Origin of the sequence: Alteromonas sp. CH_MED4-4 (assembly GCF_037029575.1) — a bacterium.
Classification (GTDB): domain Bacteria; phylum Pseudomonadota; class Gammaproteobacteria; order Enterobacterales; family Alteromonadaceae; genus Alteromonas; species Alteromonas macleodii.
Window position 1 is genome coordinate 16,650 of sequence record NZ_JAYMEU010000041.1, and the last position, 12,525, is coordinate 29,174.

9 protein-coding genes are annotated in these 12,525 nt (G+C 46.3%); 2 read left to right on the forward strand and 7 right to left on the reverse strand.

Annotated features, from left to right (window positions below; all coding sequences use genetic code 11):
• Position 1: 1 nt before the first annotated feature.
• The 4 genes from WA381_RS19565 to WA381_RS19580 all read right to left on the reverse strand — a co-directional run bounded on the left by WA381_RS19565 (position 2) and on the right by WA381_RS19580 (position 4,949).
• Entirely contained in the window at positions 2–406 is a 405-nt protein-coding gene (locus tag WA381_RS19565; RefSeq protein WP_025257527.1) for a MotA/TolQ/ExbB proton channel family protein, read from the reverse strand.
• Positions 406–1,782, reverse strand: a complete 1,377-nt coding sequence (locus WA381_RS19570; RefSeq protein WP_156087052.1) for a MotA/TolQ/ExbB proton channel family protein — start codon at positions 1,780–1,782, stop codon at positions 406–408. Before WA381_RS19570 ends, WA381_RS19565 begins: the two co-directional genes overlap by 1 nt.
• Positions 1,779–2,555 (reverse strand): DUF3450 family protein, encoded by a 777-nt coding sequence (locus WA381_RS19575; RefSeq protein ID WP_156087054.1) that lies wholly within the window; start codon positions 2,553–2,555, stop codon positions 1,779–1,781. The genes WA381_RS19570 and WA381_RS19575 overlap by 4 nt, the downstream gene beginning before the upstream one ends.
• Positions 2,556–2,657: 102 nt before the next feature.
• Positions 2,658–4,949, reverse strand: coding sequence for a FepA family TonB-dependent siderophore receptor (locus tag WA381_RS19580; RefSeq protein WP_156087056.1), 2,292 nt, complete (start codon positions 4,947–4,949; stop codon positions 2,658–2,660).
• Positions 4,950–5,321: 372 nt separating this feature from the next.
• On the opposite strand from WA381_RS19580, the gene WA381_RS19585 reads away from it, so the two are divergent.
• Positions 5,322–6,419 carry an alpha-hydroxy acid oxidase gene (locus WA381_RS19585; protein ID WP_156087058.1) on the forward strand — a complete coding sequence of 366 codons (1,098 nt, stop codon included), beginning with the start codon at positions 5,322–5,324 and terminating at the stop codon, positions 6,417–6,419.
• Positions 6,420–6,475: 56 nt separating this feature from the next.
• On the opposite strand, the gene WA381_RS19590 is transcribed toward WA381_RS19585, so the two are convergent.
• From WA381_RS19590 to WA381_RS19600, 3 genes are all read right to left on the reverse strand, one after another.
• Positions 6,476–7,156 carry a Fe2+-dependent dioxygenase gene (locus tag WA381_RS19590; protein ID WP_156087060.1) on the reverse strand — a complete coding sequence of 227 codons (681 nt, stop codon included), beginning with the start codon at positions 7,154–7,156 and terminating at the stop codon, positions 6,476–6,478.
• A 90-nt stretch (positions 7,157–7,246) separates the two neighbouring features.
• The gene (locus tag WA381_RS19595; protein WP_156087062.1) at positions 7,247–9,460 is read right to left on the reverse strand and encodes a TonB-dependent receptor; all 2,214 of its coding nucleotides are present in this window, start codon (positions 9,458–9,460) and stop codon (positions 7,247–7,249) included.
• A gap of 261 nt (positions 9,461–9,721) precedes the next feature.
• The gene (locus tag WA381_RS19600; RefSeq protein WP_156087064.1) at positions 9,722–10,687 is read right to left on the reverse strand and encodes an alpha/beta hydrolase fold domain-containing protein; all 966 of its coding nucleotides are present in this window, start codon (positions 10,685–10,687) and stop codon (positions 9,722–9,724) included.
• Positions 10,688–11,092: 405 nt separating this feature from the next.
• On the opposite strand from WA381_RS19600, the gene WA381_RS19605 reads away from it, so the two are divergent.
• The gene (locus WA381_RS19605) at positions 11,093–11,980 is read left to right on the forward strand and encodes a TraB/GumN family protein (protein WP_156087066.1); all 888 of its coding nucleotides are present in this window, start codon (positions 11,093–11,095) and stop codon (positions 11,978–11,980) included.
• Positions 11,981–12,525: the final 545 nt, after the last annotated feature.

Genomic DNA, 12,525 nt, shown 5'->3' on the forward strand with positions numbered 1-12,525 from the left:
TTTACGCCTCCCTTGCTACGGCGCGCTTTACCGCACCATTAACAAACATCAACAAAAGCCAGCCAGGAATAGCCAAGGTTAAGCCAAGCTGAGTGGTAAAAAGTGCATCGGCAATGCCACCAGTGACGACTTGACTATCGACACCTAATGACATCATTCCGGTGAAACTCACTTGTAGGCCTGCAATTGTTCCTAGCAGGCCCATCAAGGGAAGCGCACTAACCAGTACGGCAGGTACCATTTCTCGCTTTGTTAGCTCTTTCTCTCCATCACGCAGCTTTTTATTGCCACCGCATTGGGCTATCTCTTTGCGTGTAGTAAACAACACAAAGATTTGCTGGTAAGCAAACCATGCCACCAGCAGCATTAACCAACACAATGCATTCCCCGCTAGCTGTTCAATCATTAGCTTACGCTCGCTTGCTGTTGACCATCACTCTTTTGGTCGCTTTTCTCAGCAACGTCAGGCTCGTCATTGCTAAGTACAAGCGCGAAACTTTCGAGCTCTTCGTAGTAATATCGCGCTTTGCGAGAGAGTACGGCATTTAGAATTAATGCCGGTATGGCCACAACTAAGCCTAACTCTGTCGTAACCAAGGCTTTAGCGATCCCGCCAGAAATAACTTCGGGGTCGCTTGAGCCAAATGCCGTCATCATTCTAAAGGTTTCAATCATGCCGCTTACCGTACCTAGAAGACCTAGCAAGGGTGCAACGGCAGCAGTTACAGCAATGGTGCCGTTGTATTTTTCTAGCTTGATTTTGTCTTGCTGAAGTGCAGAAAACAGCTCATCGTCGCGTTCAGTTGGCGTGCTTGCACGCTTAGTTATGTCATACAGCTCGCGCTGCATGCCATCAAAGAAGCCCACACCTGAACTGCCCACCATGTTCACCAGAGCTTTGCCTGATGCTACTTGCTTAACCTTCGGTAAGCGCCATAGCTGAATAACTTTAAACAGTGCGATAAGCGTAGCGAGAAGGGCAAACAAAACGATAGGGATCACCCACACTCCGCCTTTCACAACATGCTCAATTACCCCTTCTGACGCTTGCTCGCGTGTAGCTGCGCGGCCAAGAGTAGGATCTATTTTAATGCTGCCATTGCCGCTGCTTGCCAAGCTTGCAAGGCTTTCGGTATCCGTATCTGAAAAAGTGGACGTAGAGGTAAACAGGTCTTGCTTACGCTCTGCCGTACCCGCAACGTTTTGTGCTTGCGCCAGATACCACGTCACCGGGCCAAGAGTAAGCACTTTTGCTTGGGTCACTTCGCCATTCGCCAGTACAACCTTTCCTGCACTGAAATTAGGGGTTTGTTGATTGGCAAACTCTTTCGCTTTTTCACCCACTTTCTGGACTTTGTCAGACAAGCTCATTTCGCTTAATGACAGACTGTCTACACCAGTTTGAAGCAGGAAACGGCTCAACAAATTTTGTTGGAACTCTTGTTGCTCGCTCCAGCTCGATAGGCGATTTTCTAACTGGGAAAGACTAAGGGTTCTTTCATCCATTTTACGGCGGGCGACCGTGGTTTCATTGCGCAGTTTCATTACCTGCTGTTCAAGCGCACGCAATTCGTTAGCCAGCGCTACCCGCTCTTTGCTAATTTTGCTTTCTGTGCGTTCCAGACGCGCTTTTGCCTCTTTAATATTGGCCAGCATGCTATCTTCAGGCGCTGCCACTGCCGGTACACAAACCACAGCAGCACACAAAGCAACACATGCTGCGATGAGAGAGGATTTCAAGATTGGATTAAATGTTGTGAGAACGTGAGATAAGCGTTTCATTCGCCTTCTCCTTTAGCCAGCGTAAGTGGTAAAGAAACAAAATCAGGTTCATGCTTTTTCTCAAAAATAGCGACGGCAAGGGCCACCGATTCGCTATCTACATTGTCACTAAATTGCCACTGCCACTCGCCATTTTTAACGTGACCGGCCCCCTGATATTGACCATCGGCGTTGGTAAACCACGCATAGCTGCTGCCAACAAAGAACTGCTTAACTAATACATCTTTGTCATCGGGAGCACGCATTACGGTTTCGTTAACCAGAAGCTTGCTATTGAATTGCGCAAGGGATGAAAGTTTTGCAAGGGTAACCTGAAGCTTATTTGACGTGTCGGCGTCAGCCGCTAATTCGGCTTGTTCTTTATCCCACGTCTGGCGAATAATCTCTGGCAACGACGAGTAAAGGCTATCGACTTGCCCGATGACTCCTGCTAAGGCTCGCTCTACCCCGCCCTGTTGTGCTTCAAGCTCACTTTGCTCAGAAAGAAGTGCTTCTCGCTGGGCTTCTACGTCGGTGGTTGCAGCTTTACTTTCGTCAATCATACTCTGCAGCTGAGTACGTTCAGCTTTAAGCAATTGAATGCGCTGACGCAATGCAGGCTCTGATTCGCGCCACTCGTTTTCTAGCTTTTGCGTCTGGCGCTCAATGCTAATCCACTTTTCAGTGAGCCCATCAATATCGCTGGCTTTTGTCGCTGCCATCACAATACCTGATGAGGACACGGCAAGTGATATCAGTACAAAAGAGAGCACTGCACTTCTTTTAACTTTCATTCAAATCCCTTACATCTCTTAGCTGAATTAATGAGATTGCCGGCACGTCGATATCACTATCGAGGCCGGCATTTTTAATGTCTTGTTACTGCTTGCTAAGTATTAGAACTGGTAAGTAGCAGACAACAAGAAGCTTCTTTCTGGTTCATTAAAGGTATTCGCTCCTGCGTTAGACGCTTGCGTACCTTCACGCTTAACGCTTTCGTTGAACAAGTTCTTAACCGACACGTTGAAGCTCAAGTTTTCGTCGAACGCGTAAATGGCGTTAATGTTGGTGATGGTATAGGCTTCGCGATCATCAGCTTCGATAACGGCGCCCGAGTTTACGCTTGCCGTAGGGCTTTCTGTCTCACCGTAGTGTTGAGCGCTAAGCACAAGCTCGAGTGCATCGGTGGCTTGCCAGCTTATTAGTGAGTTCACTGTGTAGTCAGGAACGATAGATAATGGCTGGCCAGTAGATTTATCTTCTGACTCAAGCATCACGGTAAAGTTGGTCGACCACTCAATAGTGCTGGTTACAGGGAACAACAAGTTACCTTCAAGGCCAGAAATAACCGCTTCAGGAACGTTAAACCACTGGAATACCTGAACGTTTGCCTCGCCACCTTCTTCGCCAGGTAACACATACTCTGGCGGCACATTACCGGTGCCAATTTTGTCTTTATAGTCGTTGTGGAAGTAAGTAATACCCGCGTTCAAGCCCTGTTCATTGGTGTAGTTAACACCAATTTCTTTGTTTACTGAGGTTTCATGCTCTAGGTCAGGGTTTCCTAGAATGTGACATCCGCCACCTAAGTTAGAGAAGTCAACTGGGCAACCATTACCACGGGTGTAGTACACGTAGTTAGGGTTTAGCTGATAAAGGTTTGGCGCTTTAAAGGCACGGCTAATACCACCTTGAACCACAATGTTAGGCGATGCCTGCCATGACGCGTTCAAGCTCGGGCTAAGGTTTGTACCCGCTTTGCTGTGATCATCAAAACGCAGTCCAGGCGTAAGCGTGATTGAATCCGTTAGCATGATGTTGTCTTCAACATACACACCTACAAGCGTGGCGTCGGTTTCAGATGGACGATTTTCTGGGTCAGTCTCTACACCAGGAATAGTGCCGTCATCAACCACATTCAGAGAAAGCTGATTGCTAACTGAATCGTCTAGGGTCTCTTTGCGGTATTCCGCACCAAACGTTGCGGTTTGATTGAAGCCGCCTAACGTTAAAGGCACATTCCACTCGGTCTTTGCCGTAATGTTCTCTAATTTGATGGTGGTCATCTCAAGGCTATTAATGCGACCTTCACCACCACCTGCAGAGCCTTCACCTAAACGGCTGTTAGACGTGCTTTCGTATTGGATATAGCTAAATGAATCGCCGAAGTCATACTCACCATTGTGTGTTACGCCGAACGTACGACGGTGCATTACTAGTGTTTCTTCACCAATTAAGCTCTGAGGATCGGTTTCTGCCAGGTCTTCAGCGTCTGGAATGATGACGTTGCCATTTTCATCAACGGGGTAGCTTACGCCTTGAAATGCATTGTCACCGGCATAGCGGTTGCCTTGGCGGCTATAGGCTGCTTCAAAGTCCCAGCGATTAATTTCATCTTGGTCGAAGCGAACAAGAGTACGCACGTCGATGTTTTCAACACCTTCACGTCCTGCACCTACCGCTTTTGCTGTACCGCCGCGGCCCGTTGTTACGTCTGTTGCGTCTAAATTTACGCGTGGGTCGTCAGCGTCCTGTTCGTTGTAGTTAACAATAGTGCGGTGAGAGAAACGCTCAGATAAAGGCGCACTTGTTACTAGGTTAAAACGACGGTTGTCGCCTTCGTATTTATTTGAAGAAAGCTCGGTCTGAGCGGTGATAGAGGTAGAAGCTTCATCAGGAGACTTAGTGATAATATTGATAACACCACCTGATGCGCCAGAGCCATAGCGAGCCGCTGCTGGACCACGAATAACTTCAATGCTCTCAATCGCTTCAGCTGGAACCCAGTTGCTGTCGCCCTGTGTGTTTCGCTCGCCTGAACGGCCCATTTTTACAGAGTTACGCGACAACACTGGCTTGCCGTCAATTAAAATAAGCGTATTTTCTGGACCCATTCCGCGAATGTCGATTTGACGTTTGTTGCCATACTGTCCTGAGCTTGAGTTACCTGTAAGGTTGATACCCGGCATGGTTCTTACAATTTCAGCGATATCGTTAGTGACAGGACGACGTTTGAAATCTTCTTCCGTAATGATAGACACGCCTTGGGCTTGCTTCAGCTCTTCAGACGCAGATTGCACAACGGTGGTGTCGAGCGTTTCTATCTCTTCGCTTTGCGCCAGCACACCCGCTGACAACATGGGAAACAGGGTTCCTAACAAAATAATGCGCTTACCATTTACAGGCATTTGATAATCCTTAATGTGTTGAGTGTTGGCCAGCCAGTGGCTCGCCATTTCAAAATGTTGTGTCTTGTTACGCGCGGCTTATCTTCATAAATGGCTCTAACGCCAAACATGAGCAAAGCACTAACTATTTGAGTTAGGGCAATTGGTGTGATTATTGTTATTCCAAGAAAGAATGCCCAAAAGTGAGACTATCCGTAGAAACTTGCATCCCCTGTCTGTCATAGGGAATCTTCATCGCTTTATTTCTCTTCTTATTTGCAAGAAGTGGCTAATCGTGCTCAAATCGCACTGCATCTTAATGACAATTATTATCATTTGCAATTTAATTAATATTGAAAGGCTTTTTACTTTCTTTACATAAAACTGACGAATATGCTTAAAACACCGCTAAATACAATTCCTAAAACCCTTGCAGCACTGTCTGATTACGAGAACCTGGCTCGGGAGCGACTAACCCCACAATCGTGGGCGTATATTGCCGGTGGCTCTGCAGATGAATTGTCGATGCGAAGAAATCGAGAAAAACTAGACGACCTGTGTTTACTTCCCCGCGCTTTGAAAGATGTCAAACTGGGGGGAACTAAAACCACCTTGTTAGGGCAGCAGTTTGAACACCCTATAATTTCAGGGCCTGTTGCTTATCAAGTGCTAGCGCATCCCGATGGTGAGATTGCGACGGCGATGGCAACACAAGCTCAAGGCGGCTTATGGGTGATGAGCACACTAGCCAGTTGCTCCTTTGAAGATATATCTAATCAGGTGGAAAGCCCCCGCTGGTTTCAACTCTATGTTCAACCTACCCGTTCACAAACTCTAGAACTCATACAAAAAGCAGAGCACTTTCAGTTTTCAGCACTGGTAATCACCATCGATGCGCCAATTAACGGCTTGCGAAACCGTGAGCAGAGAGCTGAGTTTTCGCTCCCTCCAAATGTGCGCGCGGTCAATATAGATACGCCTCCTCCCTTAGTACACCCTGGAGAAGGCAAGAGCGTGGTATTTCAAGGGCTTATGGCACAGGCTCCTACATGGGACGATATTGCTTTTATCAAGCAACACACGTCATTGCCTATTGTGTTGAAAGGTATTCTTAATCCACTGGACGCTCAAAAAGCAGCCGAACTTGGCGTAGCGGGTATTGTAGTATCGAATCACGGCGGCCGTGCTTTGGACAGCGTGCCTTCACCGGTAGAAATGCTTCCTATTGTTCGCCAAACGGTTGGTGATGAAATGATGGTACTGGCCGACAGCGGTGTGCGCAGAGGCACTGATGTGGTGAAGCTTATGGCACTGGGTGCTAACGCCGTGCTTATTGGTCGGCCTCTGATGTACGGATTAGCAACAGCGGGCGCATTAGGTGTTGCTCACACTATTCGATTGTTGAGAGACGAGCTTGAAATGACAATGGCGCTTTGCGGCGTAGGCTCCATAGAAGAAATAAATAAGCACTGTTTATGGCCCACAGCTTAGTCAATTCCTTAGATAATTTCACCGCGCAAACACGCACTACTTGCAGGTCTATTAGCTTAGGTTTCACTCCACTGTCTTAACAGATTATGATACACACCCGAAAGCCTGACAATTTCAGCGTTATTTGGAGTCTCGGCGCTAAGTGCCTGAATACTCATATCTAAGTCGTACAGAATACGGCGTTGTTCAGCACTTCTTACTAAACTCTGCATCCAAAAAAAAGACGCGAGTCGACGGCCTTTTGTAACTGGCGTCACTCTATGTAAACTGGTTGAAGGGTACATTACCATATCGCCCGCCGCGAATTTCACACGCTGTTCTCCATAGGTATCTTGGATTACGAGTTCTCCCCCTTCGTATTCTTCGGGCTCACTGAGAAAAACCGTCATTGAGATATCTGTACGAACCTTTACAGCGGTTCCTGCCACTCGCCGAATGGTATTGTCGATATGATCGCCAAACTCTCCTTCACTCTGATAACAGTTAAACATGGGAGGATATATTTTGTTTGGTAGTCCTGCTGCTAGAATATGCTGCGACTGCCCCATCAAGCTCAAAATGAAATCTCCGAGCTGACGTGCCGTGGGAGAATCTTCTGGTAACTGCTGGTTTTTCTTAGCATGTAACGCTAAATGCCCCGCTGTTACAGCGCCATCAACCCAATCGGCTTTCTCAAGAAGCGACACCGCATCGGTGACTTCTTGTTTGGTAAGGAAGTTCTCAATTCTAACCAGCATGTTGTTCCCTTTGTGGCAAAGCGAGTGAATATAAAAAACCAGCCAGAGGTCTTGTTACCTAAGGCTGGTTTTATGATAGCGAATACTTAATTAGAAAGTATAGTTAGCAAAAACAGCTACACTTCGTGGGTTACCCGGACGGAAGTGCCCTTTAGCGCTGTAATCCACCACATATTCTTCATCTGTTAAGTTATCAACGTTTAACTGAAGTTTCAGGTCTTCAGTGACTTGATAAGATGCCATTAGGAAAAGCGTAGTGTAAGAATCGACCGTGAAATAAGCCGTATTTCTGCGCCAGTAGGTTTCACCAGAGTTGTAATAGATACCACCGCCCACATTCAGTTTGTTATCCATTGCAGCATAATTAACCCAAATGTTAGCCGTGTCATCTGGCGACGCTTGTAGACCGTTACCGATAGAATCCGCTGTCGTGTCCTGGGTAACTTCAGTATCTAAACTCGCATAGTTTGCAGAGATTGATATTGAGTCCGTTAGCATACCTGTAACGCTGACTTCATAGCCTTTAGACTCTTGCTCACCCGCTAGCGAATACACTGTGACACCGTCTTCAATATTTTGTGAATCGACCACGTCTTTCGTAGTTTCAAACACAGCACCGCTAACAAGCAGCTGGTCGTTAAAGAACTGCCATTTCACACCAAGTTCAGTGGTTACTGCATTTTCAGGCCTTACCGCATTTTGCGCGGCGTTGGTTGATAGCGCTAACGCTACGCCGGGCGGCTGCTTAGAATTACTGTGACTTAGGTAAATATTACCGTTTTCTGTAGGCATATAGCTCACCGCTGCACCGTAGCTAAAGTAGCTGTCTTGAGCGTCAAGCCCATCGAAACAACCGCTACGTCGACCACACGCAGAACCGGAAATATCAAAATCGTCGTAACGCGCGTTTATGTCTACTTGAAGATGCTCACCGACTTTGATGGTATCTAGAAGATATAAGGCTACCGTGCTCGCATCACCAGAAGTGTCATTGCCGCTACGCGTTGTGCCACCTGTTATAAACACGTTATTTTGCAAGTCGAAAGGGTTAATGGTGGGAGTTTTCAACACATTGCCTTGCCCATCGACATAGGTATAATTTGCTGTCACACCAAAACTGGTACGCTCTTCTTCTGCTACTTCTGCACCCAGTACAACTCGGTGCTTCAAAGCCCCAGATTCAAGCGAAAGAATTGCGTCTAGTTGTGATACAAATAAATCAGTCTCTTCGTCCAATGCTTGCAAGCGCTCAGCATTCAATAGGTTAGCTTCTTCACCTGAATTCCACCACGGACGACCAATTACTGACTCTTTTTCGTTGCTACCAAAACGGGTTTGGCTACGAAGCGTTACCACATCGTTGACTTTGTGATTGATAACTAAGGTGTACATTTGTGTCGACACTTCTTCGAAGTCACGGCCCGGCACACTGTAATATTCGTCCCATAAACCCGAATCTATCGGTCCTTCGGGCTGACCTGTAGCTTCTGCAGCCGCTGAAGTTAGGAAGGGAAGACCAAGCACCGGAACGTTATCCTGCTCCATCACAAATACATCAAGGTTTATGTCTGTTGCTTCATTCACTTTATAAAGTAATGAGCCCGCCAAACCAGTGGTTTGGTATTCCTCAACGCCATTGTCAAAGAAGTCACCGCCATCGCTGTATAACAGGTTTAAACGGCCCGCAACATTCTCAGAAAGCTTCTTATTGTAATCCAGTGTTACACGTGCGTTTTCGAAGGAGTCATAGCGACCTGACACTGCACCAAAATCTTCAAGTCGCGCACGTTTAGTTGCCAGGTTAACGCTACCACCACCGGTAGAGCGGCCGTCTAACGAGCCGCTTCCGCCCTTGATAACTTCTACAGCTTCGTAGTTGAAGGTATCGCGGCTGTAACCGGCTATATCGCGAATACCGTCTACATAGATATTTGAGCGTGCATCAAAACCACGAATGGTGACCTTGTCGCTGGCAGACACGACACCGCCACCACCTTCACCACCACCAAACGTTGATACGCCTGCAACGTTTCGAAGCGCATCGTTTAAGTTGGTAATCCCCTGATCTTCAAGAAGGCGTTCTGAAATCACGTTGATCGAACGAGGGGTATTCGCGATGGGTTGCGTTAGCTTTACTGAAGAGGTTTCGTCAACTTTATAACCCGCTTCTTCGGTAGCTTGAACCTTAGTGGTTTCTAACTCTTGAACTGCGGTATTCTCTTGTTGAGCGAGTGCAGTTCCAAATGGTATTGCTGCGGTGACTGTCAGCGCTAGTGCGCTTTTTTTTGTATTCATTTTCTTCATGAAAAAGAAGTCCCTTTAGTGCTTTTAAGTGTGTGATTAAATGCCTAAATGTACCGAGTTGAATTTTGGCACCGAGTAAAATACAGAGAGAACAAACTAAATGCAAATTATTATTATTTGCATATGCTTTTACAAATTTACACTAAACTGACAGTCAGAACTGATAAAACGCGGGTTGATTAAGAATAAGTACAAGCTTATATGGCTTTCTTTTTCATTGGCTAAAGGTGTTTTGTAACAGTATGGTTTTGTAGAATTGAGCTAGAGATGCTGTAAGAAAAATGCCCGTAATTCATCATAAGTCATATAAGACTCTGGAGTTTCATGGGCGATGAGGTATTCCGCATGAGACAGTCCTTCCACAATCTCAAGTTGACTTGTACCTTTGAAATCGCGAATTTTCCTATGCAGACGAACTGCATCACTTAAAAATAGATCGCGTGTTCCTGCCACGATGAAAACAGGCGGAAACGAAGTAAAGTCACCATAAATAGGCGAAACACTAGGGTGTGATACGTCGATAGTTCCAGCGTAAAGCGCTGCCGCAGATTGTAGAAGTCCTTCGTAGGTAACCAGCACACGATCAGCACCTTCATTAACTTGTCGACTATCCCCTGCCTGCGTTAAATCTACCCATGGTGTACCTGTATAGATAGCGCAAGGAAGGCTTATACTCTCGGCGGCCAGTGATTGTATAAGCGCAAGAACCAGCCCGGCGCCTGCAGATGTCCCTCCAACGAGGATGCGACGACTGTCAACGCTATCTAAAAGCGCTAGGTATACAGCTTTTAAATCACAAAGCGCGGCAGGTGCTGGGGCATTTGGCGGCATAGCGTAATCTACACTCAATACGGTTATTCCTAACCGTGACGCAATCAATAACCCTTCTTCAATACTCGGTAAGCCACCAAAAAATACATAGGCGCCCCCATGTACGTCTATATAAACATGGTTTTCAAAATGCGGTGACACCTCTTTCGGCGTGAGCTTACGAACTGTTACGCCGGCTATTTCCAGTAATTCCACACTGACATCTAATTGTTTGCGCATGTTCTTTATTTTTTGCTTTTGCTGCGCATTTCGTTGCTGCACGAGCTCCCGCCAACTAGCAGCATCTTGAGGTACCGTTGCCTTAACCTCTGCGATAGGTGTCGTTGGAAATTTTTCGATAGCATGCTTAAGAGCATCACTAACGGTCTGTGTTTTTGGTTCGTTAGGTTTTGACATTATTTTTGAAGTGTTAAAGTTAATAAGCAGCGAGTTGGTGCCAAGAATGTATAAATCCTACCAGCCTACACCGAATATGGAATGCATAGCGTAACGTATTAACTCGCCCGAAGCTTCAACATATAGTTTATACCAGTCCGCAAAGATAATTACCCACTCAGCGAGAGTTAAAATGTTCGTGATCGCGGCGTGTTACCGCAGGTATAGTGGTTCTACATCAAAGTGACACAACAAAGTGTAATAAAATCTGTATTGAAGATCAGTCCTTACTTGGTTGTGCATCTGATATGATTGGAAATACTAGTAGAGCGCAGTGTGTTTTGGGGGCAGACAGGAAGAGTTAAGCTGCATGTAGCCAATACACTCTAAGACATCTTGGTAGAATAATTAATAAGGATATATACAATGAAAAGAATACCCCTTCGTAAATGGGCAATGGCGGCAAGTTTCGCTATTTCGGCAACAGCCTTTGCAGGAAATGTAGAGCACGACCAGACCTCGGTTTGGAAAGTGTCGAAAGGCGATGATGCGGTTTATGTAGGTGGTACAATACATATTCTGCCAATCTCTGAATTTCCATTGCCCGCTAAGTTCACTGAAACCTATGAAAAGAGTGACACATTAGTTTTTGAAGTAAAAATGCCTGCCCCAACGGATATTGAAGGTCAGCAAAAAATGATGGCTGGGCTTGCTTACAAAGACGGTAAATCGCTTAAAGATGATGTTTCAGAAGAGACCTATCAGGCTCTCAATGTTTATTTAGCCAACTTTGGCGCAACAGCCGATCAGTTAGCGCAGTTTAAGCCAGGCATGGTTGCATCAATGCTGGTAGCTATGGAAGCACAACGCTCTCAGTTAGCTGGACAAGGTGTAGATGCCTACTTCATGCAGTTAGCCGCTCGCGATGGAAAAGCCAGTGAATATCTGGAATCGTTAGATTTTCAAATCAGTATGCTTGCCAATATGGGAGCCGGTGAAGAAGACCGCCTCATTTCTGAAACTTTGGAAACGCTACCAGAGCTAAAAGACATGCTTAAAAGCACCATAAAAGCATGGAGAGAAGGGAATACTAAGAAAATCGATGAACTGGTGGTAGACACATTCAAACGTGAATCTCCCGCTTCGTACGACGATGTTTTTACTAAGCGCAACCAAAACTGGCTACCTCAAATCGAAGCCATGTTTGGCGATGATGACCAAGAATTTGTCTTAGTCGGTGCTGGCCACCTAGTTGGCGATGACAGTGTTATCGCCTTATTAAAAGCGAAAGGCTACAAAGTCGAGCGAATGTAACGCCCTTGTTGCTACCGACCTAAATATCAAAGCTAGGCATAGTCCTAGCTTTTTTATGTCTATTACAGAGGGAAATCGCTTTCTAAATCTGACACCGCAGGGATGCGGTATCGGAGCTCTTACATAAAAGCAAGGATGGCTTTACGGCGTGTTCCCCTCTCACCAAGCTTTATAGATGCCAAAGGGGTGGCGCTTATTCAATCTAGAACTCTCAGCTGCATGGATGCAGCTGCGAAGCCGCTAATACAAAAGCACGGATGGGTCCACGGCGTGTTACTTCTTCTCCCCCTCAAATGTTTTGATATGCTTCGAGAAGGGAGTGATTGTTCTGCCCTCTGAAACCCTACACCGCAGGGACGCGGTGTCGGAGCCCCCATGGATGAGTTTATGGCGTGTTTCAGAGGGCACAACAATCACGAACTAAATCGCAGGCATAAAAAAAGCGCACCTAAGTGCGCTTTTTTGTACCTTGTGTTGCTAAGTCTAGATTAGTCTAGGATCTTAGATACAACACCAGCACCTACTGTACGACCACCTTCACGGAT

What these genes read in the sequence shown, in the direction of transcription:
- WA381_RS19605 (WP_156087066.1), top strand. Translation starts at nt 11,093, where the DNA reads ATGAAAAGAATACCCCTTCGTAAATGGGCAATGGCGGCAAGTTTCGCT.
- WA381_RS19570 (WP_156087052.1), bottom strand. Translation starts at nt 1,782, where the DNA reads ATGAAACGCTTATCTCACGTTCTCACAACATTTAATCCAATCTTGAAA.
- WA381_RS19580 (WP_156087056.1), bottom strand. Translation starts at nt 4,949, where the DNA reads ATGCCTGTAAATGGTAAGCGCATTATTTTGTTAGGAACCCTGTTTCCC.
- WA381_RS19590 (WP_156087060.1), bottom strand. Translation starts at nt 7,156, where the DNA reads ATGCTGGTTAGAATTGAGAACTTCCTTACCAAACAAGAAGTCACCGAT.
- WA381_RS19595 (WP_156087062.1), bottom strand. Translation starts at nt 9,460, where the DNA reads ATGAAGAAAATGAATACAAAAAAAAGCGCACTAGCGCTGACAGTCACC.
- WA381_RS19600 (WP_156087064.1), bottom strand. Translation starts at nt 10,687, where the DNA reads ATGTCAAAACCTAACGAACCAAAAACACAGACCGTTAGTGATGCTCTT.
- WA381_RS19585 (WP_156087058.1), top strand. Translation starts at nt 5,322, where the DNA reads ATGCTTAAAACACCGCTAAATACAATTCCTAAAACCCTTGCAGCACTG.
- WA381_RS19565 (WP_025257527.1), bottom strand. Translation starts at nt 406, where the DNA reads ATGATTGAACAGCTAGCGGGGAATGCATTGTGTTGGTTAATGCTGCTG.
- WA381_RS19575 (WP_156087054.1), bottom strand. Translation starts at nt 2,555, where the DNA reads ATGAAAGTTAAAAGAAGTGCAGTGCTCTCTTTTGTACTGATATCACTT.